Consider the following 25,813-nt stretch of genomic DNA (forward strand, 5'->3'; position numbering starts at 1 on the left):
ATGGGTTTTCCGGCGAGCTCACTTAAAGCCAAGCGCAATCGTCTACAGCAGCTACACTGCATTGTTAGATTCAGCTTACATAGTCACTGGGTGACGTAACCCATTACCAATCAAGGGGTGTAATATGCGCGAACGTCTTGTTAATAAAATCATTGCCCATCTCAAATTCGAAATCAATTCCTTGCAGGCTGAAGCCTTGTCGGCTAGCTCCGCTCGTGATCATGAACGATGCCGTAAGGCTCTACGTTTGCAAACAAATGCCATTGAGTATTTGATCAAAGCAGTTGACGCTAAGCGTAGAATTGCAATGCAACGTTGAATTAGTAGGGCGCAAGCATGCGGCGGCCAGCCTTATTGAGACAGCAGATATTGTTGGCCACGAAGAAATTCATTAGCACTGCCGATAGGTACTTCCAGTTCATGGCAACGTCCCCACGAAAGAAACCTGCGTTGTGCATTCGCCATTCAGCATGGGCGCGGACGTTTCCAATGAAATCGGCAGAATCAGTAGCGTTAAGGTGAATTTTACAAAAGTCTACGCCGGGATGGTCATATAGCAGGCCTTGTGCTATAGCAATTATGAGCGGGGCATCTATCTCCGCCTGCACAGTAGGAAGCGGTGCAAGGTATTCAGTAAGCAACCTACCTAGACAATGGAAAAAGGCATTACTGAGCAGGTGCATTATAGATCCGAAATCTACATACATGAAACCGTTCGAATCCGAGGTTGGGAAAAGGGATTGGTAATGTAAAAAGCGGCATTTGGTAGGCTCTCGCTCTTGATATATTTCATTGCATTCAGCTTGAGGCATACTCAGAAATAGGTTGGCTTCTTTTTCTTCCAGAAAACACACAAGAACAAAATCTTGAAGTAACTGCCAAGTGAAGGACTTTGCATTATCTTCAGTGAGTTGGAGCGCTTTACATAGAAAGCCTCTAAATCCTGCATGGTCATCAAGGCACATAGCGTGTGGGTGGAAGCCGGTAAGGGTCATATATGCATCGAACATTCGCCAGGCGTGACGCATACTTCGCTTGCTATCAATATCATACGGGTGGCGGAAGTTAAGAGTTTTTTCCGCTAACTCGGTTTGAATACTGAAAAATCCCCGCAGTTGAATTTCGCCCAGAATTAACATGGTTGCTACCTGTGGTTTAGCAAAAACCTCAGTGTAGGCCGCTGTAGGTGGAGCGCGACAGTCTGATCTTTAGTGTTGCCAATCATTGTTTCTCGTAACGTCCTTTTTTGGGAACATTAAGACTATAAAAGGATTAATGTTCCCAAATGAGGGCATTATATCGGGCGTATTTTTTGCTTTTCGCCTTCGGAGTACGGTTGTCGTGAACCGAATCTTGTCAGCGCCAGGTTTAGGCCCGAGCGCTTCCATCCTCAGCGTCTAGCATTGCGTGCTCGGCTTGCGATTCTGATCTGAGACATCACCTGAATGGTCTGCCGCAACGTCAAGCGCGCCTCTGGGGCCCTTTCTTTGGGCGCGTGGCCTATGATCCGGGCATCAATGAAAGCATCGCCATCATCTCGATAGTCTGCCGAAAATGTGATAGGTATAGCAAAAAGCCACCTGGCTTTTCAGTCAGTGCAAAGTCACATTGGGAGAGCCAATGAAGTACAGGGAAAGTAATCTCGATAAGAAATTGCGGAAGTGGTTTTGTAAAGACAATACGAAGGCGTTGCTTCGAAGTATTAGCGTCACGAAGGGTGGGATTCGCGGGCTGACCTCCTTCAAAATTAATATTAATTATCCAATCACAGCCTTTGCTGGAGTCAATGGATCCGGAAAGTCTACAATGTTGGCGCTTGCTTCATGCGCCTATCATAATAAGGCTGACGGCTACAAGCTTCCGAAACGCACCAGAAGTTACTATACCTTTTCGGATTTTTTCGTACAGCACTCTGAGGAAATTGCGCCGCCAGGGGTGGAGATTTGGTATAGCTTTGCTCATGATAATTGGAAAAGCTCCCCTATAGGGATTGCATCGCAAGTAAGGAAGAAGAAGGCTGGTGGCAAGTGGAATGACTATCACACCAGAATCAAGCGGACGGTGGTCTTTTTAGGGATCGAGCGTATCGTTCCTCATGCTGAACGCAGCCAGTCCCGTTCATATTCTCGTTCCTTCAAGGACTTGAGGGTTCATGGATGGGAGAATAAGGTTAAGGACGCTGTCGGCTACGTCCTTGGCAAAAGATACGATGACTATCGACAGCTAGAATACAGGAAGTATGGACTTCCAATTGTGAAAGTCGGCGATGTGATTTATTCAGGTTTTAATATGGGGGCTGGGGAAAACGCCCTGTTTGATATTTTCTCCACTATTTATGCTTCTGGTGAAGGCGCCTTGTTAGTCCTTGATGAAATTGAACTTGGCCTTCATGCAAAGGCTCAGCGATTATTCATTGAGCGCCTAAAAGAAGTGTGCATGAGTACAGGCACTCAAGTCATATGCACAACCCACTCAAAGCAGATATTTCAGTGCCTTCCTGACGATGCGAGGTTTTTTATTGAGTCAAACGGAGGTAAGACTAAAATTACGCCTGGTGTTTCAGCAGAGTTTGCTTTCTCGAAGATGGGGGCAATTGGCGAAAAAGAGCTTGAAATTTTTGTAGAAGATCCAGTCGCAAAAGTAATTATCGAAACTGTTTTGGATGGGAATACTCGCAGCAGAATAAACTTGACCCGCATAGGCTCCGCTGCCGCTGTGGCTAGACAGTTAGCGGCCAATTTTTTGAGAAACGAACATGCTAACATATTAGCAGTTTACGATGCAGATCAACGAAAGCTTCAAGCCAAAAATATTGAGCATGCAAAAAGCATGGCGGAGCGAATTGATGAAGAAATTACCAATTGGCTACTTGCTCGAACAAGTTACCTCCCTGGAGATACATGGCCGGAGGCTTGGCTTCTCCAAAAATGCGGTGAAGTGCCTGAAGAACTAGGCGCGGCACTAGGAGTTGATCCTGAGCGCGCCGCGACGATTGTTGAGTATGCATTGCAGGCGGGCAAGCATGAAGAGTTTTCCGAACTTAGTGATCAAGTAAATCTAGATCCGGAGCGATGCCTTATACTTGTGTGCGGCGTTGTGTATAGAAATTTCCCTGATGAGTTTGACGAGTTGAAGGATACTATCTCCGGCATGCTACCTTAGACAATCGGGCCAGCTTCAAGAGTATAGCGTGTTCACGCCGGAGTAGCTGGGCGACCGCTTGATAGGGGATCCATTCGCTCGTAAGTCCAGAAGTGAGTGATTGACGGAGAAAGCACATGCCGAACGTTTGATCGAAGCTGCCAGAAATTGTTGGTGCATGGTTTGGCCTGGCGGTAGGTCTATTCCTGGCGCCGCTCTTCCTCATCCCCGTCGTCTTGTTCGGCTGGATTATGTGGGACTGGGCTTCGCCGGCGGCGATCTACTCATTGGTCTATCACAAGCCCTTGATGACCGCAGTAGGACTGGCCCTGCTGCTGCTCCTGATCTGGGCAGAGGGGTTCAAAGCATCGCTGGATGAAGCGCCTGCCCTGGCCAATTTTCAGTGCGAGACGCCGAACCCCGGCTGGCTGTGGCGCTATTACCTTCGACGAAACAGGGGGCTCATCGAAGCTTGTTGGCGTGTTTACGACTCGAGGTGACGGAAGAATTGCTTGCCGTGTACCTACAGCAGCATGAGCCCGAGGTTTATCGACGCCACACTCAGCCGATGTCTTTCTTCCCTGAGTGGCTGACGCTTCAGCACGTCAGCGGGCATATCCGAGCGGTCACATACGATACACGCGTAACAGGCCGATGACTGTGAGATCGCATTATGTGAGCGGCCATTCGAGATCAAGATGTCGCTGAACGGACGCATAAATAGGAAGAGGTCGAGATGCAGGTGGTCAGCTTAACGCAGGCGAGAAGGCGCTTCAGACAGCTCATGAGGCTCCTGCAGCAAGGCAATTCGTTCGTGATCACCAGGAATAGAAAGCCAGTTTGCAAGCTTGAGCCGCTTGAAATCAAATGACTCGAGGATGTGGCTCGTACGCCAGCCAGGTAGAGAGGCGAAAATTGAAATGGAGGTGGCTGGCTGCAGATGCTGGCCACCTTCAAATCCATCCACACATTTCCCTATTATCAGTCCGGCTTACGCAGCCCCACATAGGAGTAGCGATTGCCTTCAACATTATTTTAACGTGACAGAAACCCTGATCAGTCGGCCCATTCAAGCCTGATGAAATCCTCGATGCTTTTTGCTCGAGCTAAAACCATATCTTCTGTCCAAGAACCAGCATCATGAATCTGGTGGCCGACATGAATCGTCCCAATCAATCCGCAGCTTCGGTAGACGTCGAGCTTTTCAACCGGAGGTTTCGCTTTGAGTGACGAATTTGTTCCAGGCGGCAGCATCGTCAGGTTTCCGAGGTGGTGCGTCCACTCGACTCCACTGCTCTGTGGCGCAATATGTTCTATGGAGTTAGCGGCATCCTGCTCCCATATCTTGCCCCACTGACTCTCATTGAGCTTCTGCCCCGCGAGCTTTGCTAGGTGCTCGTCATAACGGTACATCACATAGCGCAGCTGATTTTGCCAGCCTTCGTAACTGCTCACCCAATCAATATTGTTCAAAACCTCGTCAATCGAATAACCCCTGGAAAGATTTTCTAGTCCACTGAGAATTTGATCTTTATCCAGATTGCTCCGGTATATTTCATAACCTAGACGGATGTACTCCCCAACCTTGTGGCGGCTATCCCTGCCCGCCAGCTCGTAGATTCTGAACGTTGCTCGCTCCCATTTACCCAGCAGCTTTTGCTCTGTTTTCTTATCGAATTTCCTCAAGAGGATTGCTGCTGCAACAAACCGAGCATGCACAATGCGCGTCACAGCACGGAGGCGCGAGTCTCGGAACAAGCGTAGGTTCGCTTGCACTATTGCCTCGAGCTCATGACCAACCTCTGCAATAGTTCTTAACTGTGTGCCCGCCTTCAAGGTGAGCAGTGCGGTCGAGTCTGCTTCACTGGGAATCCGATTTGGGCGCGTGTCAGAGGCCCATGCGCCTGCGAAGCGGAGAGCTTCATCTCCGATTCGTGTACTGTCTTCCAGAGAGCGGTAAATGCCTCGCCAGACGTCCTGCATCTCAGATACCGCCTCATCGCGAGTACCACCCTCAACGTGCTCGAAAATGAGTGCCATCAGCTGGCTTTTAAGCTTATCGATCCATTTCACATCCAACCCACGGCTGTTAAGAACCTCGAAAACTCGGTAAACCGTAGCCTCCTCAGAGATCTCATGGTAAATGATCGTTAGCTTGTTCCTGATGGTCACCAACAGCTCAAAGATCGTATGCCCACGAGTCAACCATTTGCTCACAAAGAGCTCGCAGTCATGGGCAGCTTCAACCAAGTTCTGATCTGCAGCAGTTTTTGCTGAGCCTTCCTCCACCACTCCTTTGCGGATGTATTTCGTGAAAACCTGACTTGCGTCATGGTTTGTCTGGAGCAGAATCAGTGAATGGTCGTCTCCCTTTACAAGGAGCTCACCAAGCTCCCGGCGCACTTTGGCTTGCGTAGCATCATCGTTGTCTAACGCCTTCTCAATCGCCTTCATGAGGATGATGAGGGTCGTAACACGTTGTTGGCCATCCACCAGCTCGACAGTCTTGAACTCGTCGACGCCGATAAGGCGGGTTTCTTTCTCCTTAGCCAAGGCGACCAAGGTAGCCATGAAATGTTCCCGGCCAGATCGAAATGCCTCCTCGATGTCGCCGAACAGGTCTTTACGCTGGCGAGATTTCCAGGAGTAGGCGCGTTGGTATTCTGGGATTCGAAAAAGCCTGCCCTCAAGCAAACTAGCAATCTTGAGGTGTAGTGGATTGAGCTTCATGCGCGTTCCTTGCTGTAGAAATGATGAGAGAATAGCCATTGGCCAGCAAAAATAGCTAGAGCTCACCCTGCCAGCTCTACCTGACAGAAGGAACACGACATGAGTCTACGTACCGATGTATTGGATGCTGTAATCGACGGCCGCCTTGGCCAAGGCCTTGTGGTTACGAGGCAAGCGGTAATCCAGTTTTTCAACGACATTGGTGAATCCTACACAGGTGTCATCCTATCCAACTCCGAGATGACTACTGGCGTTAGCAGCCCAACCTATGACCACTTCACGCAACGGATTGGGGTAGGCACTTACCGCATTCATCCTCAAGCCCTACTGGATCGTATGGCTGAAAGAGGGTTGGCTTAGAGTTTCCCGGTCTCGCCGAGGCCTTTAGCTGCCGGTCTAATGCCTATAGCGTTGGCAGCTCAACCGAAATCAGCATCAAGGAGTGCCCGTGACCATCAGTAGTCTGGCTAAGCAATTGCGGGAGGCCATGCATGTTGTTGTCTTCACGGGTGCCGGCGCATCAGCTGAGAGCGGCATCCCGACCTTTCGAGACGCGCTGACAGGATTATGGGAGCGCTTCAATCCTGCGCAGTTAGCGACTCCTGAAGCATTCCGTGCGGATCCGAGTCTTTGCTGGGGATGGTACGAGTGGCGCCGGCAGAAGGTTGGACAGGCGCAGCCCAATGGTGCTCATCTCGCTATCGCTGAGCTTGCCAAACATGTGCCCAGGCTGACCGTGGTGACCCAAAATGTGGATGACCTCCATGAGCGAGCCGGCAGCCAGGGTGTGATCCACCTGCACGGAAGACTCAACTCTCCTCGCTGCATCGACTGCGGACACTCATACCAGTTACAAGAAAGCCTTGAAGACTTGCCTGAAGAGGGAAGTCGAATCGAGCCTCCTCGGTGCCGCGCCTGCGACGGGTATGTCCGTCCTGGTATCGTGTGGTTCGGTGAGATGTTGCCTGAGGATGCATGGCGAGCCGGGCTGGAGGCGGCAGAAGAGTGCGATGTCTTCCTCTCGATAGGGACGTCTGGGATCGTCTATCCAGCTGCAGAGCTCCCGTTACGCGCCCTTGGCCACGGAGCCACCGTCGTTCATATTAATACAGTGCGTTTTGATGTCAGCAGCCAGGAGCACTTTCTACAAGGCCCTGCATCGGCCAGAATGAAGAGCTTGCTTCAAGAGGCTTTTGGTGACATCCCAGCGCTCTAGCTTGAGGGCGAGCCGTATGAGATTCGCTTTTTCCCTCTCCCTCCTCGAGGGCACCCAGGATTATCCTCTTCGTTTGAGCGCCTATCAGGACGACTCGCACGGTGTTCTTCCAGGTGTGCCATCTCGTCGTTCCAGGACATGACGAATTTTTCGAAATCGCGGAAATATGGCCCAGCAGCCAAGCGCGTAGAGCCGACGCTCGTAGCCGCAAACCTCTGTCGCCATGGCTCAGGAATACTGTCTTCAATTACCAGACGCTGGCCGCTGTGAGATTGAATTTCGATGGCATGGATCATTTCCTGGCCCGTCAGCTCATCTCCGGACAGCAACTCAGCCAGGGCCTGGTCAACCTCGTCGAGCTCCAGGAGAAGGGTTTCCGCACGAGCATCTCCGGGCCGCAAATCAGCGAGCGCCCACAAGGCTCTGCGTTTCACGATTTCCAGCCGGCGCACCTGATTGCTGATTGTCACGTCAAAATACTCTCCTGCTCAATCGGAGCTCACATACCCATGTCGTCATCAAGGCGATCTCCCCTGAGGTTCCTTGTGAGCTGAGTTACCGGCAGCCGAGATAGGAGCCCATCAGCCAGATCACTCGCATGACGGGAGTAAAGCGTCACCGTACCTGGCGCGGCATCACGCAGAGGCACGAAAGCGCCGACCCTGGTCTGGGCAATACTCAGTATATTCAGCACCTTATGATTCAACGTGGCCGTGGACAGGTGATCAACTGTGGTTCGTTCCGGGTACTCCAAGGCGCCCCACAGATCCACGACAATCTGAAGCAGCCGAGCTGGGCCGAAATGCTTGAGTGCGATGTTCCAGAGCAGGGCTTCCTGAGAGAGTGATAAGCGCTTGCTAGGCATCAGGGAAAGTCAAAGTTCCTTGCATAGTGGCCAAACGGTTATGCTCGCAAAGCAACCGCATAGAGATCGATGGCCAAGGTAGGTAGACAAACATGAAATGGAAGTCTCGCACGCTGGAACAAATAGCGGTGATGATCTGCGGAGACAAGCCCGAAAGCTACTTCCGTTACCTCGGCGGCACCGACTTAACCCGGTTTTTCAAAGACGCTGATACGGATTTCACTCACGACGGTACCACACGCAGGTTCTGGGTCGCCGACAACCTCCAGAAGATTATGGATTTCCCAAGCGCAAACTCGTTGACGCCACCTGATGCCATGCTGCGCGTCATTCGGCTGCTCATGGACAGCGAAGACGCTTTCAACGAAGAGCCGCCTCGACTGAAAGCACTCGCTGCCCTAAATGGAGCAATCAAGCGAGAGGGGTTCGAAGCATTCTATGGCGAGGATGACCAATGCTACCTTCGCCATGTCGGAAGCGGTACGGTGGCTAACGAATCGGCTAGCCCTCACCGGCCATTCACAGCGGCGGAAACGGAAAAGAAGGCTTGTCTGGTTGCGTACCTAGACGGTTGCTCTGAGGATGACCTGATCGAGCACGTACTTCTCCCCTTGTTTCGTCAACTGGGCTTTACCCGGATCACCTCAGCCGGCCACAAAGACAAAGCTCTGGAGTATGGGAAAGACATTTGGATGAAGTTTGTGCTACCAACCCTTCATGTCATCTACTTTGGCATTCAGGTGAAAAAGGGGAAGCTCGACTCATCTGGTGTCACGAAAGGGGGGCAGGCCAACGTTGCGGAAATTCACAACCAAGTGTTGATGATGCTTGGCCATGAGATCTTCGATTCCGAACTGAACAGGCGCGTGCTGGTTGACCATGCGTTCATCGTTGCTGGTGGCGAAATCACCAAGGCTGCTCGGAACTGGATCGGAGGCAAGCTTGACCAGTCCAAGCGAAGTCAGATTCTCTTTATGGACAGGGAGGACATCGTGAACCTCTTCGTGGTGTCGCCGCTGACAGTGCCTCAAGTCCCGAAAACCTCTCACGACCCGTTCGACGACCCAATTCCCTTCTAGCCTTACGCCAACCCACGCCCGTGGCTGACCTACCAGCGTGGGCACCGAGCGCCCGGCAACTCACCGCACCTACCATCAGGGATGACAAATGCCTTCACTGCGTCCTTCTCAGTACGCCATGCAACAGCGCGTCGATGACGGCCCTTTCCTTCGGTTTGATCTCGAAGACACTGGAGCTTTGAGCGAGGAAGAACTCTCGGCCATTGAATCCGATGACGAATACGAATCTATCGGTGAAGAGATCTATGGCATTTCCAGGGTCTATTACAGCGACGTCGCCTTGTCAGAGGAGGAGCCAGGTTGGCACCTTCTGCTGGAGGTTGCGCCCTCTTACCTGACCATTTACCCCATTAACCCGAGGTTCGATCATCCTGAGTATGGCCAGCCCCGGTATGACGGAATCAGGTCGATCATCATCACAAGACCTGTATTTACACCGTACTCACACCCAACTGCTCCAGACGAGGTCGATGGCTTGCTCGAAGGGCTTCCAGACGGGCTCTATACGGATTGGCGTTACGGCCTTGGTTTCAAGTATGAATACAGGTGCATCGCTCAGGCGCTGAGCAGCCTAAACGGAGTCGATACCGTTGTGATCCACGGGGGTACTGGTCACAACGATGCCAAACTCAAGGGGAACGAGTTTTACCTGGGCGTGGATCGTCTAGAGCAACTGCGGAAAAGCCTAGATCGATTAACCCAGCGCCACCAGCGAGAGACTGCGTCTGACAAGAAGCTGGCCTGTTACACCAGCCTGCTTCATCAGGCTGCACCTGAGCTCTATCCACCTCGTGCTAGAAAGCTTCCCCCCGACCTGCTTGCTAACCTCGTGTCTTTAGGCTCGATGTCACCACGGCTTTCGCCTAAAGATCAGCAGCAGGCAGCCAAACTCACAGAGCAAAACGTTCCCGCGCTCGCTAAGTCCGCACCCAACTCACTGTACAACCTCAAAGCAGAAATCGAGCTGGTTACGCTCGGAGAGCTCATTGAGGTCTATCGAAAAATGATGGACAACAAAGTAAGCGAACCTCGGTGGCAGCGTTTCTTGAGCGAACACCCATTCGTGCTCGACATGGCATTTGGGTACCCGGTGAAGAAGATTGCAGACCAGCCATACATCGGTGGCAAGGGCTTCAGTGGCCGGGGAGGTCAGTTCTCGGATTTCCTGATGGCGGCCAGGGCAACCGGAAATCTTGCCCTCATCGAGATCAAGCATCCTCAGACTGAACTGCTCGGTCAGTCATACCGGCAGACATTCGTACCTTCCTATGAGCTAAGCGGTGCAGTCGGTCAGATTATTAGTCAACGCAGCGTGCTGCAACGAGAGGTATTCGGTCTGTCTCAAGAGCTTGATGAGCGTGTTCACGCACACGCCATTGCGGCAATCGTCATCATTGGCCGAACTCCCAACGATCTGGCTAAGCAGCGTGCCTTTGAGCAGTATCGAAGCAGCCTGAAGGATGTATTGGTGGTGACTTTTGATGAGCTCCAAGCCCGACTCGAAAGCATCCACCAAGCCCTCACGCCCAAGCCACCGGTGGAGCCGGAGCCAATCAGAGAGGAGGATCTGCCTTTCTGAGCCCATAGCAATCATTGTGTCACTTGAGCAATGCGCACAACTAATGACTTTCCTCTGCTGGCCCACCCAAGGCTCGAAGCTGGTAATCAGTGACGGCTTGAAATCGATGTTCGGCCATCAACCGGAGGCGCTCTAGATCCACCCCCACGACGCCATCAGCCTGAGCTTGATGGTAGACCTTCAACGCCTCGACAGCCTCTGTATAGAGGGGATGATCGGGCATGAGCACCTCGCTCAGATCTCTTTTCACGATCTCTCCTTTTCGCCATGGCCATCTCATACGGTGCCATGCCAGCATTGTGCATTCCAAGCAACGAGAGCCAAGGAAGAGTAGTCCATGAAGCACGTCAGGTTGATCCGCCACGGCGAGAGCGCCGCCAACGCTGGCGAGCCTACTAGGGATCACGCAAGCATCCCTTTGACGGCAAAAGGCTTGGAGCAAGCCCACCAGGTCGCTGGTTCGTTCACACGTGCTCCTGAACTCGTTGTAGCGTCGCCATTCCTACGCGCCCAAGCGACTGCTTCAGCCACAACTTCCTTATATCCTGCTGCCGCTCTCGAGACGTGGCCAATTCAAGAATTCACCTACCTGGCACCTGCTCGTTGTGTAGGCACGACCCTCGCACAACGTCGGGGTTGGGTGGAAGCTTATTGGCGAAGGTCGGATCCGGCTTTCATAGACGGTGAAGGCGCAGAATCATTCCATGACTTTGTAACTCGAGCACAGGTCTTCCTAGATCGACTCGCCGACCATGAAGCTACAAACATTGTCGTCTTCAGCCATGGGCAATTCATGAACGCGGTGGCTTGGCTGCTAGAGTGCACGCCAGAGGTTCAGGGTGGCCCGCCGATGAGCGACTGGCGAGACTTCGACATTGAGAATCACATCTCAAACGGCTGTGGCTTCTCGCTCTCGCGATGTGCTGGCGATGCAGCATGGACACTTAGAAGATATGACTAGACTGGAGTATGGGTTGTTAGCGATCAGTTGAGGCAAGCGCTTGCCTTGGCCGAGGCTGTAGATCTTCTCCAAGATGCATCAAATCATCCCTGCCTAACGATCAGATGAAGAAGTTGAGAAAGTAAGGACTGAGCATCCGCTTGGTACCCAACGCACCATTGGTGCCGCCAATTAACGGGTGATCCCTGCTCTTCCCACTCAGCTAATGCCAAGGCATTAACGATTTCCATCTCAAACCAGAGCGCCTGCCACTCAGCAGCATCTGAGACCAAGGCTCGATCTTGCCAAGCAAACTCAGTCAGCGCCACGAATCTGGCCCAGGATGGCAGATCCTGGTGTGCGCTGATGGCCAATGATATCAGCTCCGACGCTGAATACATGGACGCCTTCCTCCGGAAAAATTTAGCTGCTAGATATTCTGCCAGAGAGCGTCGCAGAAGTGGCTCAAAGCCCAAGGCTGAGCCACCCCGTGAACCGATATCGCGCTTCATAGTCGAAATCGTCACGCTCATCCTGGACGGAGCTGGAACATTGTTGATCAGATTGCCTACCTTGGCGGTGGCGGTACTGCTTACCGCCTGCACCCAATACCGCTACATCGATCCCCAAACGCCAGAAGGTTTGGATTGCCTGCACAAGCTCGATGCTCGGGTAAATGCTTGCGAAAACAAGGTCAAAGAACAGCAGGACAACTTCGACTCGCTACACGAGACCCAGACACGCGCTGCTCAGCAGTGCGAGCATTTCAACGCTCATAACATGCCGAATGCATGCCCTCCGCCCCCGAGTCCAACCAAAGTATCTAATTACTGTCGCTCAGGCTATCGCGAGAAGTTTGTAGAGTGTGGCGGTAAGGTTGAAGAGATCGAATAGAGGCGTACAGTTGATTGGCACTTTGCGACGCTCTTCTGGAGTAGCCATTGTGAGCCGTGCGCAGAGCTTGGAACGAAGATTGAAGGCGTTCTAGAGGGTGATAGGGCGTGCCCTGGCGGGAGCTGCCTCTCGTGAACCGAGCCATCGTCTGCCGTCGATGTCTCGGCCCTTCGGGCGTTAATCCAGCACGCCTGCGCGCTGCCCCTGAGCATGTCGCCCAGAGCGTGAAATAGCACTGAAGCAAATTCCATCCGTCAAATTTGCTGACGTCTGCTTCAGTTGCGCAACCGATCCCACTGCTGGATCAAAAAGAGACCAGCACTCCCAAGCCAGGCCAACCATGCCAGCCCAACCTCCCAGTGTCTGAATACAGCTTGCGGCTCCCCCATCAAAAACACTGTTGATACCAGAGAAAGGAGCAGCGCAAGGCCAGTAATTGGCACGCGCCCTAATGCTGTCAGCCATCGGAGCACTCCCCAGCTGTTCAGCATCGTGAGACCGCCTAAAAGCAGTGAGCTGAAGATCAGCAACAATGGAATAACCATGAGGGCCAGCGCTGGCTCCGCCTCTCCACCATCCTCTCCAGGAACATAGTAAGCGGCGTACCAAATTTCCCGACATAAAAAATGGGTTAGCCAGATGACAGCGATTGGCGAGATGGGAAAAACCAGCAAGCTGATTACGGGATTGCGGGTGTTCAAAATACTCGTCCTTGAGCTGGAGTGATGCATGGCCAAAGCACACCACTGTGACCCATGGCGCAAACAGTCGCGGGTGTCCTACCAGATCACATCGAGTGGCTGTGCCTTTGCCCGGAGCAGCTGGAAGCCGCCTGGACTATCGTGCTCTGTCTAGCCCTGTGATTCAAGGATGACCCATGAAAGAGCTTCGAACAGCACCAGCCGTGCTTGAACGCCTTCACCACAACCGGGATGCCTTGAGGGCTGCCGTAGAGGAGCTCTCAAAATGGATTGAGGATCGAGGCGCCCTCGACGTAGTCGGCAATGTGAAAGGCTCCCTGATGGCCTTGGACGATAACGCGGATGCGATCCGGGAAGGTTTTGCTGAGCTAGTGCGGCAAGCGCCAGGCCAGGTTGATCAGGAAAATCAAGGCGAGCGTTTTTTTGCCTTATTGCGGCATGCAGGTCTATGAGCTTAGCGATGAAGATGCCCACGTCGATCAACCGTTTGTATCAAGTTTATGTAGCGACGTAAGTCAATCATGACCCTACAGTCATAGCAAAACCCGCTCGGAGTTCTAGCTAAGCAGTAACGTAATCGGAAGCCTGAGATGTCCTGTGCAGGACTGCCTTCAATCGCGGTGCGGCTGAGTACGTATTGGTCTGGAAAAGAGGCTGACGTAGGGCATGGCCTGATGACTTGGTGGAACCGAGATCCACTCCGGCTTACCACCTAGGGTGCTTAGCACGAGCCCCGCCATTTCGCATTGGCTGGAGTCAGCATGAGCCTGGCCGAGGTTCAAGAGTTCTCAGATTTTCCGTTATAGGATATGCGGTGTGGCCTCGTTTGGATGACCACACCACCGGCAACTTAGTCCAACATTACTGGTTCGGAAGCAGTCGTCTCACGCATCGCTGGTGTGGGGATATCGTCTACGGATTCTTGATCTCGAGTGAAGGTACCGTCGTTTTCGCCTTTGAAGAAATTCTTTCCGTAGATCAGCAGGCAAAGTGCGACTCCCACGGCGAATGCCCAGCTCGCACCCTTGATGGCGAGCACGGCACCGATCACGCCGGCAATGCCAAGGTCACGCTGACTCTTCGCCTCCAGAACCCCAAGACGCACGCTGACATAGCCCTGGATCAGAAGGGTGAGGGCCAAGGCCACACCCAGGATAGGTTGAACAAGCGTCACGACTGGCAGCAACAACAAGCCTGTGTTCGTTCCCCAGCGGAAAGATCCGACGCCACCGATGATGGACTGCATGGCACGTGGGCCACCTTTGAACCGCTCGATGATGACCACAAGCATTGCCGCCCATTTAGGCCCGCACATCGCTACATCTGGGCCGAAGATACTCATGAATGCATTCCGTCCACCGAAGATCAGGTGAGCGCGATCAGGGTTGTAGTCCACCTTTTCATCGGTACGCACCTGCTCAGCCTCATCCAACAGAACCTTAGCGCTAAGCACGTCGCCGAACACGACGATGTACACCGCAAGCACCATTGGAATGGCTGAGATGAACATCGAGAGAGGTGGCATGCCTAGTCCGAAGACTGTGTAGTTGTTCCAGAGCCCCAGGAAGTCAGGCGTGCTGATACCCCACTTGATGGTTGGCCAGGATGCTTCGTTCACCAACGGCGCAATCACGACGGCAAGCAGGATGATGGGCAGAATTCCAAGCTTGGCGAAATTCCACCAGAATCGATTCCGTTTTTTCAGCTGTGCGAAATGCTGGGAGAAAATCAGATAGAACGCCAGGCCTACGGTGATGCTGATGGTGATCGGCAGCACATCGAATTTGCCGCCAATCTGGAACACAGAAATCACGGCACTGAAACCCGCGCCGACAATGATGCCCGACTTGATGGCTGAGGGAACGTAGGTGAAGACCTTCTTGGCCATTCCCGTTGCGCCGAGCGTTATCGAGAACACTCCTAACAAGAGCTGGAAGGCGATGAGTGCATGAACTCGCTCTGGCCCCTCAGGGAATGTCGCGCAGTAAGCCATCAGCAGTGGGACTGCTGGCGTGATCCATCCTGGAACGGTTGGATCTCCAAGGAGATGGTGAGTGAGGTAAAGCAGACCATTGAGCATGACGACAGCGAGGGCCACTTCGAATGGCATTCCGAGAAGCTCGGTCATCAGGGGGATGGCCGCGAGATCCACGGCGCACATCAAGAGGCCTTGTAGGAAGTCTGGCAGCTCAAGGCGATAGTGCAGAAATGGCAGTCGAACCTTGAACGGGCCAAGGGGAATGTATGGAGTTTCATGTGCTGAATTTGACATCAGTGCACCTGTATTATTGGTCTTGTAGGCATGGCACCCAGCAGGGGGTGCCAGATTCATCAGGCTGCTACCAGGCTGCTCGGTAGATTTCCTCAATGTCTGCCGGCGAAAGTTTGCGAGGGTTGTTGCGCATCAGGCGGTCGATCTTGCTGGCCTCTTCAGCCATTGATGCCAATGCGTCATGGGGGACACTGAATGCTCGAAGCCCGGTTGGAATACCGACTGCTGCACACAGCTCGGCCATCGCGGTAACTGCAGCATCAGCTGCTTGAAGGTCGCTCAGCCCGTCGACGCTGATACCCATTGCCTGGGCAACATCTTTGAGGCGCTCAGCACATGCGAGCTTGTTCCACCGCATGACGTAAGGAAGCAAGAGTGCGTTGCTGACACCGTGAGCGATGTTGAAGCGTCCGCCAAGTGGGTAAGCCAGGGCATGTACCGCACCGACACCAGCGTTGCCAAACGCCATGCCACCCATGAGGCTCGCCGTGGCCATTTCTTCACGAGCAACCAGGTCTTCAGGGTTCGCATAGGCCTTTGGCAAGGCACGTGCGATAAGTCGGATTGCGCCCAGCGCGATGGCATCGGTGATAGGTGAGCGGTTTACAGAAATGTACGATTCGATGGCGTGTACAAGCGCGTCTACCCCGCTTGCAGCAGTGACGCTACGTGGGCAGGTAAGGGTCATTACCGGACTTACCAAGGCAACGTCTGGCAAGAGGTAGTCGCTCACAATCCCTTTCTTCAACTGCGCTTTTTTGTCCGAAAAAATAGCCACGTTGGTGACCTCGGAACCGGTGCCGGCAGTGGTTGGGATTGCGATCAGTGGAGGGCCTTTGCGGGCTACCTGATTTACTCCGAAAAGATCGGCCAGAGCTCCCTCATGCCCAGCAAAGGCAGCAACACCTTTGGCGATATCAATCGCGCTTCCACCGCCCAGACCGATTAGTCCGTCATGACCACCTTCACGGTAAGCACGAGTGCAATCTTCAACCAAACCAATTTCCGGCTCTGGTTGAACTTGGTCATAGAGGCCGTAGTTGCGGCCAGCCAACTGAGCCAAGGCGAGCTCAACGGTGCCAGTTTTCACCAGGATCGCATCGGTCACGATGAGGGGATTGCTGACCTTCAAACGTGTTAATTCGGCATCGAGCTGGTCAATCGCGCCGGCGCCAGTAAGGAGTTTGTTAGCTATCTGGAAGGCAGAAACACTCACGGGCTCATCCTCTTGGTTTTCTTGTGATGAGCTGTGGATAACAAAAGCTATGCCAAAGCTTTGAAAAGCGCGCCGTTGCTGGCCTTCACCGCGTTCTGGTGAATGTCGGGAGGCGTTTAGCGAGCAAGAATTAAATCAGAAAGCTGGTCTCCGATTAGAAACCTAATCAGACCTTTCCCAACGTTTCATCTTTTGGACAATGGTGGCTTGGCTGACGCCCAGGGCCTTTGCCGCAAGGCGGGTGGTTTTGTGAATACGCATCGCGGACATGATGGCGCTGCGTTCTGCATTCTCAATGATCCTGCGCAAGGGGAGTCGGCTCAGGTTTTCGCTCTCTCCATGCAGGTTCAGCATCTCCTCCGGTAGGTCTAGCGCTTCAATCGTTTCAGACTCGCAGGTAACGACCAAGCGCTCGACCAGATTTATTAGTTCGCGGATATTTCCTGGCCAAGCATACTCACAGAGCAGATCGACCGCCTCGAGACTCCATTTCAAGTTTTGCTCATATCTGCCGTTGAAATGAGCAAGGTAGTGCTCTAGGAGCGTGGGTATCTCATTGCCACGTTCCCTCAGGGCAGGGATTTTGATCGGAACGACATTGAGTCTGTAATACAGATCCGCCCGGAACAAGCCATCAGCAACCCGCTGTCGAAGATCATGGTGGGTCGCGCTGATGATGCGGACGTCGACCTCCTTTAGCTCTAGGCCTCCAACAGGGATGAAGCGATTTTCCTCGATGACCTTGAGAAGCTTGACCTGAAGGGATAGGGGGAGATCACCAATCTCATCGAGGAACAAGGTGCCATGGTTGGCGAGCTCCAATAGCCCTCTCTTCCCTTTTGCAGCGGCCCCTGTGAAAGCTCCTGGCGCATATCCGAACAATTCCGCTTCTATAAGGTTTTCCGGCATTGCTCCGCAATTGAGAGGTATGAAAGGCTCATTTGCCCGAGCGCTTGCATTGTGGATGTACTGGGCGACGAGGCTTTTGCCTACCCCGGTCTCTCCGAGAAGCAGCACCTTCACATCGCTACTGGCCACTCGTCGAGCTTGGGCAAAGAGCTGTCCAGTCTGTGCCTGGTCGAAAACCCTTGGAGACTTTGCGAGCTTCATGTATTCGCCAGCGTGCAGTAGTGCGGTGCTGTGACGAAGCTTTTTAAGCCCAGCTAGCTCATCACGCTCGTGCTTCATACGCAGAAGCTCGGTCATGTCTCGAACTGCGCTGACGACGTAGCTGATGCGGCGATCTTCAAAAATCGGCGTAGCGCTTACCAAAAGCTTTTTGCCGTTGCTTAGGCTTTGCATCACTGATACTGGAGCGCCTTGCTGGAGCACGCGCAATGATGCTGACTGTGATAAGACACCATCGCGTACCAGGTCATGCATGCTACGCCCGATGATTTGCTTACCTTCAAGCCCTGTCAGTCGCTCGTATGCAGTGTTCACCTTCACGGTGATACCGGCGCCGTCGGTGATATAGACACCGTCATGCAATGCATTCAAGAACGTGTCAAAGGTTTGGTCGTTGAAGTCCACGATCAGGATCTGCCACAGAAAAGGATAGTGTAAGTGGTTTGGCCACTTACAGGAGCAAGCCTGTGCAGTCACCAGCCTGGCTGTGCGATCTCAGCCCTGTGGTAGCGCTGACGAACCTCAACATTGATCGTCGAGCGAGGCATACCAGTCTGCGTATGGCGTATTTACAACCATTTTTCGGTTGTAGTCCGGGCTACCGTCCTTCCATCATGGCGCCCCTCGTTCACCGAGCTTTACTTTGGCTTCTTGACAAGCTCCCCTGCGACACGAAGCTCAGTGGCGTCTCCGGAGGACTTGGATTTCTTAATTGCGCGCCGGGCGTTCATCAACCCCTTAACCAATCGACCTCGCTCATCCTCGGAAAGCGACGGATCGCTGCAGCGCCACAGCCGACCTTTGACCACAAAGTATCGCCCGTCAGGAGTCACGGCGTAGTTGCTCATGTGATCACTCTTTAGGCAGCAGCAATGGAAAACCTTGGGCCTGTATCACTCAGGAAGATCACCCGAGTAACTCCTCCAGCACGAGGCGCTATGGTAAATCTGCTCGTCCAGTTGAGCCTGGTCGTCTGCGGATCTCGGAGAATTACTCGGGGTAAGGTGAGCGAGCACCGGCTCAATCGCCACATGGCCAGCAAAGCCACCCTCTAGGAGCGTCCGGTAATGCGTCCGGAAATCGATGTGTCCGGTTCCAATTCCGCCTCGATCTGAGTCGGAGATGTGATAAATCTCGAGTAAGTCCAGATTGGCCCGTATAGCCTGCAAGGGATCCTGCTCATTGATGTTCATGTGAAAGCTGTCCAAGATCATGCCCATATTTCCCGCACCGACAGCTTCGATAAGCTCCCGACACTCCTGAGCGGTGTGTATCAGGGGTACTTCGTAATGGTTGCATACCTCGTAAAGCGTTCGGACGCCGCGTTCATGAGCGTATTGGTTAACCGCCTCGCAACAGGTTAGGAGTTGATCCTTGGCATCGTTCCTGTTGGCACAGTTCTTCGTCCAGAGCGAGAGGCCTTGAAGCGTAACCGGCACCGTCCCGAGAGTCTGGGCAAAATCGATCACGCGTTTGTAGTAGGCGACAGCTCCTGCTGCAGTGGCAGTGCTCGGGTCAGTAGGCCCAGCATTGAATGGGTCGACGGCGATGACTTCTAACCCTGACTGGATGGCGCTGTTTCGTAGCTGAATCGGATCCACGTCTCTGTGATCGCCAGCGTATTGAATGCCGTCCAAGCCCAGTGCTCGCGCTTTGTTGATCACGTCCTGAGTTGCAACGAGCCCCAATGTCCAGGTTACTACGCTTATCTCCATCCCAGACCTTCCTGTTAACACTGATGAAGCATTCGAATAGCGGATGGTGGGATGGTTCAACTGAATGTGAACCAGCCACCCACGATATTAGGTAAAGCATGAATCAAGACGCTTGGATGTTGGCAATGGTGGTCTGGGTGATCGCGATCATTTTTTCAGATCCATCCTCCAACTGGGCAGTGAGTTCACCGGTACAGACAGTCAGAGATTTCCCTACGTTCTGAGTTCGGCCAACCGCAACAAATCGTTTGCCTATATAGCCGGACGAAGCAGATTGATCTTGTACTCAGCCGTGACCACGTCACGGCCTTCGGGCAAAGCCGACAATGCCGCGTAACCACAGGCACTATCTATCACGCTTGCGATAGCCCCTGCGTGTACAAAACCATGATGCTGAGAAATATGATTTGAGAATGGCTGTTCAATATGGACTTCGCTCGGCAAAACTTTAGTTAATTTCGCTCCTAGTGTTTTTATTAGTTCCTGTCTTGCGAAGCTATTATAAATTCCAAGGAATAATTCCGAATCTGAGTCAGTCATTGCCACTCCTCGTTTGTTGTCGCTATGTAGTCAGTGAAAGAAACCTTTGGATTCCTCGAGAATGAGGATTATGAATCGCCCCTGGTGAGGTGCATCAACCTGCTGGAAAACTTTCAGGCCGGGACGATTGAGGTCGACGGCATCGAGGTCAAGGAAGGAAAAAATCTAGCCAAGGTGAGGGCCGAGGTCGGGATGGTCTTCCAGCAATTCAAACTGTTCCCACACATGTCTGCCCTGAAAAACGTCGCCATTGCTCCAGTGCGTGTTCGTGGATTGTCCTGGGAAGATGCTGAGAAGAAAGCGCTCGGGTTGTTGGAACGAGTGGGACTGGCTCAGCACGCTCACAAGCGGCTTACTCAGCTTTCGGGTGGACAGCAACAGCGGGGCGCCATTGCGCGGGCACTCGCGATGGAACCTGAAGTTCTGCTCTTTGATGAGCCGACCTCCGCACTCGACCCTGAGATGGTCGGTGAGGTACTTGATGTTATTCAAAAGGTCGCTGAGACAGGCGTGACGGTGTTGATCGTGACCCATGAAATGTCATTTGCCCGACGAGTCTCCAATCGCGTCATCTTCATGGAGCAGGGACGGATTATCGAGGACTCCCCTCCAGAGCAATTCTTCGGCTGCGCTCCCAAAACCGACCGAGCGCAATTGTTTATCCGATCAGTTCTACAAGGACATACCGATACCGGGTTATCCGCATCGCTTCATGCATTAGAAGGCTAAATGACCATGAGCAACATCCCGAACTCATCATCGAACCAAGAGCCTCGCCTCCAGATCCGTGGACTGGCCGGCTCGAAAATCCGGAAGGTCGCTAACGGGGCCATGAGCCGCCCGGACGTTCTTCCGTTTTGGTTTGACGAATCGGATCAAGCCACCGCGCCCTTCATCCAACAGGCGGCCATTGAGTCGATCACTGAAGGGGAAACCTTTTACGCCCAGAACCTGGGGCGCCCCTATTTGCGTGAAGCGATTGCGACGTATCTGTCGAACCTGCACGACAAGCAGATTTCGCCCGAAAGCATCGTAATTACGGCCTCAGGTGTGTCTGGGCTGATGCTTACTGGCCAAGATCAAGAAGCGTTTGGAGCTGACCGCCAACAATTTCTCGCTGAGTGGTTTTGACTCAAGACATGGTTTCAAACAGCTAGTTAAAGAGATCAAGACTCCACCTCTTACTATCAGCGAGGCTTACCGCTTCATCAGTAAATATGCACAGCAATACCTCTTCACCAGATATGGGAAGAGCCTCAAAGAGAAGCCAGCAGTCAGCTAGCTCACTGACTTGAAGATCGAAGCTGAGACGCCTTACTTAGGGCTGATTAAGCGACTAATCCATAGACAGAAAAAACCGCCGTGATTGCGATTTTCAAGGCAATGCTCAGGGTCTCCGGCTCTCCACGACGGGGTTCAAGGTGCCGTTAAAGAGGTCTTTTCCTCACAGAGGTTTTGGTGCCGGACACTTACAAAATGAGGCTACCTATCGAGCATTCGCTTCGTCAAGAAACGCGATTCACTCGCGCCAGGATTCGACAGTCTCGGCACCGTGTTCAGCTTTCCAGGCCTTCAGTACAGCGTGATTGCCGCCCTTGGTCTGCACCAATTCACCAGTGTGAGGGTTTTTGTAAATTTTGACTTCACGAGGCTTGCGAGCGGACTTCTCCTGAACTTGAGGAGCCAGGCGATGATTACCTGCCTGCGGATCGAGGATGTTGATCACGTCCCGCAGGTTGTATCCGTACTCGCCAAGCAAGGCGCGCAGTTTGTCTTCAAACTCCATTTCGGCCTGGATGGAGCCATCGTTTTTCATAACCTCCAGCTCGGCAAGTTGCTGAGCCAGCTGCTGCTCAAGGCGGCGGAATTCTACGAGACGAGACATTTGTTCATTCCTGAGTTTGGGGTGCACAAAGGGTACAGCCAGCTCATGCCTTTGCGCTATAGCAGGGCTGGATCAGCAGATCTCGAAATTGCCCGTCTTTAGGTCGGATCGGCCTTTAAATAGCGACGGATAGTCGCCTCAGACAAGCCCAAATGGGCTGCGATTCGGGTGACCGGCATACCGGCCTCCCTCAATCGTCTAGCCTCCACTGCCTTCGCAGCAGCATCAGGACGAGCCGGTCGCCCGGTTGGTTTACCGGCCTCAGCGAGCAGTGCTTTGACCTCAAGGCTGAATTCTCTCTCGCCAACCTTACTCAGCTGCTTTGACACACGCCTGATGCCATCACGGAAAGATTCACCATTCTGCACAGCGGCCACCATCAACAGCAGCGCAGGTGTGTCCAGATCAAGAACAGAGGCGAGCCGACCCAGAACGTCTAACCGTATGTTGATACTTCCTTGCTCAATCTGACTTATGTGAGAGCGCCCGATGCTACCCAAGTCCTCTTGAGACAATCCCCGCATCCTACGAAGGCCGCGAACCACGACAGCCAGAGCCTCTGCCGCCTCCATTGCCGTATCCCCGCTCAAAACCGAGGATAAAGCCACAACAAAACCAATCATAAAACACATGAATCTAGTCGTTATGATTGATTCTAGGCGACCACAGGTGTTTAATGCGCCCAGCTGAGAGCCAACGCTGCGCGCGTGCTGGTCAGCTAGCCAAGTGCCAGCAGGCTAGAACTGCATCGCTGGCAATTCATGAAAATGGTTGAGGAGAAAGCCTCATGGCTACTGAGGATATGATCCGTTTTTTGAATGCCCCACGCACACCTCTTGAGGGCGTTCCGACCGAAGAGGAAGCCCGCAGCATCGTGTCGAAACGCTATCCAGGCCGGCCCTACTGCATCGTGGAGCAATGGACGGTGTTTGAGATCGAGATCACACCAGAGGAGACGACCAAGATCCAAGCAAGAGGCCAGCTCCCTCTCTTGCTGTTCTCCCACTCAGTAGTCGAGGACAGTGAAGGTCGGTTTGACGCTGGCGACTTTGTGCGCTCAAGCATGTGCGTGGCTTTCGAGGAAGGGGTGTTCTTTGAAACCAGGAACACGGTCTACGTCCTTCAAGGCCCAGGGCATAAGCAGCTCGCGACGTTGCAAGAAGTGTTCGCCATCACCTGATTAGACCCAACATCCGTGGATCCAGAGCTTCAAATGTTCAGAACAAACGTAACCGACATGGTGGGTATCCCAGGCATGTTTGGCGAAGGTCAATGCAACTGGAACCAGGTGTCTCGGATACTGCGAACTCACTGGTATCACCTCACGCTGCAGCATTACCAGGAGGGTCGCACTTACGAGGCCACACTTATGGTCGACAGTGAGCCAAGGCTGCAGGAGATCCTGCTTGGCCAAGACGATGACCTAAAGGTAACGGATGTCCTAGTCGTAACCCCATCTCATATGAACGGCACGACCGGCTGGCGGATGGAAACTCTGGTTGAAGCGACCCTGGGTGAAGACGAAAACGAGTGCTCTGTGTGCCTACTTGAAGTGGAAAACGGCGCCGTCTATCACAGCTCACATGTCGCGGGCTTCGATCCTGATTCGCTGAAAAACCTTTATCCGATCTACCGAGCCAGCATGATCCGCTGACCGAGCAAAGGCCGGAATGGAGCACACTAATGTCCCAAGTACGTCTGAGTTTTCACACTAAGCGGCTCTCCGACTTTGATCTCAAACGCATTGCCAAAGCAGAGGCCCAAGGCTTCAATACGCCCGTCACCGCATACCTGTGTGGTGCATTTATCCAAGCACACACGGCCATCGGCATCGTGTTCGACCATCCTAGGAAAACCCCATATGGGCGCTTTGAAGATGGTCACCACATTCGCACCTCAAATATCGTTAGGGCGCAGGTGGAGGGGCGGTTTTGGGTGCTGGAGACTCTCAACTCAAGGTACGTCTTAGCAACTTTTCGCAAAGGCTTTGGACGGAGGAGCTTGCGTGAGTATCTGAAATTCTGGACAGAGCTTAGTCACCAGCCCCAGGCGCTCACCAGTAGCGAGAGCGCTGAGGGTCGCCTAGGGTTGGGACAGGTAGACACAGTCATGGGGGGTCACATGCATCTACGTGAAGAAGACTGGATCTGAAGCGCTCCCGAGGGGACGCGGGTACGAGCGCTGGAGGCCGGGCGATAGACCAACGTGTCTCACCCCTTTTGCCAGTATCGCTGCACCGTAGACGAAGGTATCCCAAGCTTATGGGCTGTTTCTTTCTGAGTCAGCCCAGAAGCTTTACACGCGAGCACGGCTTCAAGTCGCTCCTGAGAGATCTGAGCACCTGAAGGCCGAGACCTGAGCTTTCCATCCTGGAACTCACTATCCAAGGCATCCATCACGCCCAGGGAGACTAGCTCCTTGAGCTCCAGTTCGATCTCGCGAAGAACTGAGTCGTTAGGCACATCATTACGGAGCGCAGTCGCAAGGACGAGGAGAGTTACAGGCTTGACGTTGAGCACGTTCGCTACGGCTTCGAGCGTCTGGAGCGTCACGCTGACCTTGCCGTTCTCCAGGTTAGCAATGTGAGTCGGATTTATGCCTTCGGAGAAGTGCTCCGTCTTGCGCTCGCGAGCGCGCCTGAGCACCCGCAGAACGGCAGCCAGTGAATCCCTGGAGTCCACGAAAATGCCTCCGACAAATCCGAGGATAAAGCCAGATTGTCCAAACCCATTCCATCTAATATATTCTGCATAGGGTGTGGCGAGGTGATATCGCAGGCAGGATGAGCGACACCTCGCTGGCGGGTAGCGCTCTGCTTTCGGGCCTATTCCCGTTGAGGGAGACGAGGTCGACAGCATGGCGAGCCGCGCAGCCCACCTGCACCTATCGTGAAAAGGAACGTTGTAATGAAGTTCGATTGCGTCAAAGTTACTGGAAAAGTTGATTACGTGAGATCTGTAAACCCAATGAATGGCGGTTACAAGGCGAATGTAAGCATAAACGGATCTGTCATTCCCAAGCTGCAGATGACAAACAAGCTTTACGAAGAGTTAGAGGTTGGAGAAAATGTCACGCTGTATGGCATTTTTAAAAATGAGAAGGACAAGGAAAAAAACACAGGCGTCCTATACGGGCTGGCTAACCAGGGTGGCAACAAGTTCTTTGCGACAAGCATGCGGTTTTCAGTCCCGCTGGTCATCTTGATTACTGCCGCAATCGCAGCGGCGATTATGTTCGTGGTGGGCTGGTGTGCCTCACTTTTCGTGGTCGCATGGCTGTTTGGGAAAGAGTTCGATGGTTTGTACACACTAACGACAAACCTTGCTATTGCAGAAGCTGCGCTTGTTGGAGGTTTCTTCATCTGGAGAGCCTGGCTGATGGTGAAATCGACTGCCAATCCTGAGGCCTGGCCCCATATGGATGCGACTACGCTTTCGAGTCGTTTTAGCAAATTTCATAAGTAAGCTGCCGTGGGTCGTCATAGTGCGAAGCGTCTACCTCCCACCACTTGCGTGAACGCAAGCGGAGCGCGCAGGCGTGACGGATGAAAGCCCGCCAGGGCCGGGACGCAGCTTGCCTGCGGCCTGGTTCACGCTAGCCGTCTGCCGCAGGCAGCACGTCCAAATCCAACCAGGAGAAGATGATGCAGGACGACAAAGACGACACCGTTTACTGCAACATCCGAATGCCCGTCGCTCAAGGTCGGCATCTGCTCCAGGTCGTGAATGCCCTCAGGGAATCCCAAGCCCTACCGAGCTTGGATCGCGTGCTTCAGGACATGCAGTACGAACTCATCATGGGAATCGACATTGTCGAGAATCCACCCTCCTGGGGCACTGGTAGCAGTGGAAGCGATCACAAAGGCCCAAGAGGTTGCTAAGCGCGTGTCGATTCTCTATACCCATTAGGAAA

The 25,813-nt window shown here is 53.1% G+C and carries 28 protein-coding genes and 2 pseudogenes; 16 read left to right on the forward strand and 14 right to left on the reverse strand.

All coding sequences use genetic code 11. The features are described from left to right. The first annotated feature begins 124 nt into the window (after positions 1–124). Entirely contained in the window at positions 125–319 is a 195-nt protein-coding gene (locus tag IAE37_RS04240; protein ID WP_201169661.1) for a hypothetical protein, read from the forward strand. A 1-nt stretch (position 320) separates the two neighbouring features. On the opposite strand, the gene IAE37_RS04245 is transcribed toward IAE37_RS04240, so the two are convergent. Continuing rightward, positions 321–1,139 (reverse strand): hypothetical protein, encoded by an 819-nt coding sequence (locus IAE37_RS04245; protein WP_201169663.1) that lies wholly within the window; start codon positions 1,137–1,139, stop codon positions 321–323. Between the two features lie 481 nt (positions 1,140–1,620). Between IAE37_RS04245 and IAE37_RS04250 the strand changes: the two genes are divergently transcribed. Then, positions 1,621–3,162 (forward strand): AAA family ATPase, encoded by a 1,542-nt coding sequence (locus tag IAE37_RS04250; RefSeq protein WP_201169676.1) that lies wholly within the window; start codon positions 1,621–1,623, stop codon positions 3,160–3,162. Between the two features lie 715 nt (positions 3,163–3,877). Next, complete coding sequence (locus IAE37_RS29135) at positions 3,878–4,012, forward strand: type II toxin-antitoxin system Phd/YefM family antitoxin (protein ID WP_201169696.1); 135 nt, start codon at positions 3,878–3,880, stop codon at positions 4,010–4,012. A 185-nt stretch (positions 4,013–4,197) separates the two neighbouring features. Here IAE37_RS29135 and IAE37_RS04260 read toward each other — a convergent pair whose 3' ends face one another. After that, the gene (locus IAE37_RS04260; RefSeq protein WP_201169699.1) at positions 4,198–5,871 is read right to left on the reverse strand and encodes a DUF262 domain-containing protein; all 1,674 of its coding nucleotides are present in this window, start codon (positions 5,869–5,871) and stop codon (positions 4,198–4,200) included. A 99-nt stretch (positions 5,872–5,970) separates the two neighbouring features. On the opposite strand from IAE37_RS04260, the gene IAE37_RS04265 reads away from it, so the two are divergent. Both IAE37_RS04265 and IAE37_RS04270 read left to right on the forward strand, forming a co-directional pair. Further along, positions 5,971–6,231 (forward strand): hypothetical protein, encoded by a 261-nt coding sequence (locus IAE37_RS04265; RefSeq protein WP_201169702.1) that lies wholly within the window; start codon positions 5,971–5,973, stop codon positions 6,229–6,231. Between the two features lie 88 nt (positions 6,232–6,319). After that, positions 6,320–7,087 (forward strand): SIR2 family NAD-dependent protein deacylase, encoded by a 768-nt coding sequence (locus IAE37_RS04270; RefSeq protein ID WP_201169705.1) that lies wholly within the window; start codon positions 6,320–6,322, stop codon positions 7,085–7,087. On the opposite strand, the gene IAE37_RS04275 is transcribed toward IAE37_RS04270, so the two are convergent. Further along, entirely contained in the window at positions 7,084–7,557 is a 474-nt protein-coding gene (locus IAE37_RS04275) for a hypothetical protein (protein WP_328822689.1), read from the reverse strand. The genes IAE37_RS04270 and IAE37_RS04275 overlap by 4 nt on opposite strands. Positions 7,558–8,044: 487 nt before the next feature. On the opposite strand from IAE37_RS04275, the gene IAE37_RS04280 reads away from it, so the two are divergent. Together IAE37_RS04280 and IAE37_RS04285 are read left to right on the forward strand one after the other, a co-directional pair. Then, a complete protein-coding gene (locus tag IAE37_RS04280) occupies positions 8,045–9,031 on the forward strand; it encodes a hypothetical protein (RefSeq protein ID WP_201169714.1) in 987 nt (328 codons plus the stop codon). Positions 9,032–9,119: 88 nt separating this feature from the next. Then, positions 9,120–10,610, forward strand: coding sequence for a Shedu immune nuclease family protein (locus tag IAE37_RS04285; protein WP_201169716.1), 1,491 nt, complete (start codon positions 9,120–9,122; stop codon positions 10,608–10,610). Positions 10,611–10,650: 40 nt separating this feature from the next. On the opposite strand, the gene IAE37_RS04290 is transcribed toward IAE37_RS04285, so the two are convergent. Beyond that, positions 10,651–10,860, reverse strand: coding sequence for a hypothetical protein (locus IAE37_RS04290; RefSeq protein WP_328822690.1), 210 nt, complete (start codon positions 10,858–10,860; stop codon positions 10,651–10,653). 87 nt (positions 10,861–10,947) lie between these two features. Between IAE37_RS04290 and IAE37_RS04295 the strand changes: the two genes are divergently transcribed. Continuing rightward, complete coding sequence (locus IAE37_RS04295; RefSeq protein WP_201169718.1) at positions 10,948–11,571, forward strand: histidine phosphatase family protein; 624 nt, start codon at positions 10,948–10,950, stop codon at positions 11,569–11,571. 345 nt (positions 11,572–11,916) lie between these two features. Next, a complete protein-coding gene (locus tag IAE37_RS28710; RefSeq protein WP_236409775.1) occupies positions 11,917–12,444 on the forward strand; it encodes a hypothetical protein in 528 nt (175 codons plus the stop codon). 275 nt (positions 12,445–12,719) lie between these two features. On the opposite strand, the gene IAE37_RS04305 is transcribed toward IAE37_RS28710, so the two are convergent. Then, complete coding sequence (locus tag IAE37_RS04305; RefSeq protein WP_201169721.1) at positions 12,720–13,145, reverse strand: hypothetical protein; 426 nt, start codon at positions 13,143–13,145, stop codon at positions 12,720–12,722. A 176-nt stretch (positions 13,146–13,321) separates the two neighbouring features. Between IAE37_RS04305 and IAE37_RS04310 the strand changes: the two genes are divergently transcribed. Beyond that, positions 13,322–13,597, forward strand: a complete 276-nt coding sequence (locus tag IAE37_RS04310; RefSeq protein WP_236409776.1) for a hypothetical protein — start codon at positions 13,322–13,324, stop codon at positions 13,595–13,597. A gap of 398 nt (positions 13,598–13,995) precedes the next feature. On the opposite strand, the gene IAE37_RS04315 is transcribed toward IAE37_RS04310, so the two are convergent. From IAE37_RS04315 to IAE37_RS04340, 6 genes and pseudogenes are all read right to left on the reverse strand, one after another. Further along, positions 13,996–15,417 (reverse strand): hypothetical protein, encoded by a 1,422-nt coding sequence (locus tag IAE37_RS04315; protein ID WP_201170005.1) that lies wholly within the window; start codon positions 15,415–15,417, stop codon positions 13,996–13,998. Positions 15,418–15,484: 67 nt separating this feature from the next. Next, positions 15,485–16,633 (reverse strand): iron-containing alcohol dehydrogenase, encoded by a 1,149-nt coding sequence (locus IAE37_RS04320; protein WP_201169724.1) that lies wholly within the window; start codon positions 16,631–16,633, stop codon positions 15,485–15,487. Between the two features lie 162 nt (positions 16,634–16,795). Next, entirely contained in the window at positions 16,796–18,166 is a 1,371-nt protein-coding gene (locus IAE37_RS04325; RefSeq protein WP_201169738.1) for a sigma-54 interaction domain-containing protein, read from the reverse strand. Positions 18,167–18,283: 117 nt separating this feature from the next. Further along, positions 18,284–18,609: pseudogene (locus IAE37_RS04330) on the reverse strand (hypothetical protein). Between the two features lie 45 nt (positions 18,610–18,654). Beyond that, the gene (locus IAE37_RS04335; protein ID WP_201169742.1) at positions 18,655–19,476 is read right to left on the reverse strand and encodes a sugar phosphate isomerase/epimerase family protein; all 822 of its coding nucleotides are present in this window, start codon (positions 19,474–19,476) and stop codon (positions 18,655–18,657) included. A 252-nt stretch (positions 19,477–19,728) separates the two neighbouring features. Next, positions 19,729–20,016 (reverse strand): PaaI family thioesterase, encoded by a 288-nt coding sequence (locus tag IAE37_RS04340; protein WP_201169745.1) that lies wholly within the window; start codon positions 20,014–20,016, stop codon positions 19,729–19,731. 72 nt (positions 20,017–20,088) lie between these two features. On the opposite strand from IAE37_RS04340, the pseudogene IAE37_RS04345 reads away from it, so the two are divergent. Beyond that, positions 20,089–20,745, forward strand: a pseudogene (locus IAE37_RS04345) (amino acid ABC transporter ATP-binding protein); the annotation flags it as partial. Then, the gene (locus IAE37_RS04350; RefSeq protein ID WP_201169748.1) at positions 20,746–21,147 is read left to right on the forward strand and encodes a hypothetical protein; all 402 of its coding nucleotides are present in this window, start codon (positions 20,746–20,748) and stop codon (positions 21,145–21,147) included. Positions 21,148–21,535: 388 nt separating this feature from the next. Here the strand turns inward: IAE37_RS04350 and IAE37_RS04355 are convergent, their stop codons facing one another. Together IAE37_RS04355 and IAE37_RS04360 are read right to left on the reverse strand one after the other, a co-directional pair. Beyond that, positions 21,536–21,901 carry a histone-like nucleoid-structuring protein, MvaT/MvaU family gene (locus IAE37_RS04355; protein ID WP_201169750.1) on the reverse strand — a complete coding sequence of 122 codons (366 nt, stop codon included), beginning with the start codon at positions 21,899–21,901 and terminating at the stop codon, positions 21,536–21,538. 98 nt (positions 21,902–21,999) lie between these two features. Further along, the gene (locus IAE37_RS04360) at positions 22,000–22,533 is read right to left on the reverse strand and encodes a transcriptional regulator (protein WP_201169753.1); all 534 of its coding nucleotides are present in this window, start codon (positions 22,531–22,533) and stop codon (positions 22,000–22,002) included. A gap of 155 nt (positions 22,534–22,688) precedes the next feature. On the opposite strand from IAE37_RS04360, the gene IAE37_RS04365 reads away from it, so the two are divergent. The 3 genes from IAE37_RS04365 to IAE37_RS04375 are packed head-to-tail and all read left to right on the forward strand — an operon-like array spanning position 22,689 to position 24,052. Continuing rightward, positions 22,689–23,081: a DUF6957 family protein gene (locus tag IAE37_RS04365; RefSeq protein WP_201169755.1), complete on the forward strand. Its 393-nt coding sequence runs from the start codon at positions 22,689–22,691 to the stop codon at positions 23,079–23,081. Between the two features lie 33 nt (positions 23,082–23,114). Further along, positions 23,115–23,555, forward strand: a complete 441-nt coding sequence (locus tag IAE37_RS04370; protein WP_201169757.1) for a hypothetical protein — start codon at positions 23,115–23,117, stop codon at positions 23,553–23,555. 29 nt (positions 23,556–23,584) lie between these two features. Next, positions 23,585–24,052, forward strand: a complete 468-nt coding sequence (locus IAE37_RS04375) for a hypothetical protein (RefSeq protein WP_328822691.1) — start codon at positions 23,585–23,587, stop codon at positions 24,050–24,052. Between the two features lie 59 nt (positions 24,053–24,111). Here IAE37_RS04375 and IAE37_RS04380 read toward each other — a convergent pair whose 3' ends face one another. Beyond that, on the reverse strand, positions 24,112–24,582 hold the full coding sequence (locus tag IAE37_RS04380) for a helix-turn-helix domain-containing protein (RefSeq protein ID WP_201169765.1): 471 nt from the start codon (positions 24,580–24,582) through the stop codon (positions 24,112–24,114). A 225-nt stretch (positions 24,583–24,807) separates the two neighbouring features. Here IAE37_RS04380 and IAE37_RS04385 point away from each other — a divergent pair, with 225 nt between their 5' ends. Next, the gene (locus tag IAE37_RS04385; RefSeq protein WP_201169767.1) at positions 24,808–25,365 is read left to right on the forward strand and encodes a hypothetical protein; all 558 of its coding nucleotides are present in this window, start codon (positions 24,808–24,810) and stop codon (positions 25,363–25,365) included. The last annotated feature ends 448 nt before the right edge of the window (positions 25,366–25,813 follow it).

The sequence above is a fragment of the Pseudomonas sp. S31 genome (assembly GCF_016648105.1).
Lineage (GTDB): Bacteria > Pseudomonadota > Gammaproteobacteria > Pseudomonadales > Pseudomonadaceae > Aquipseudomonas.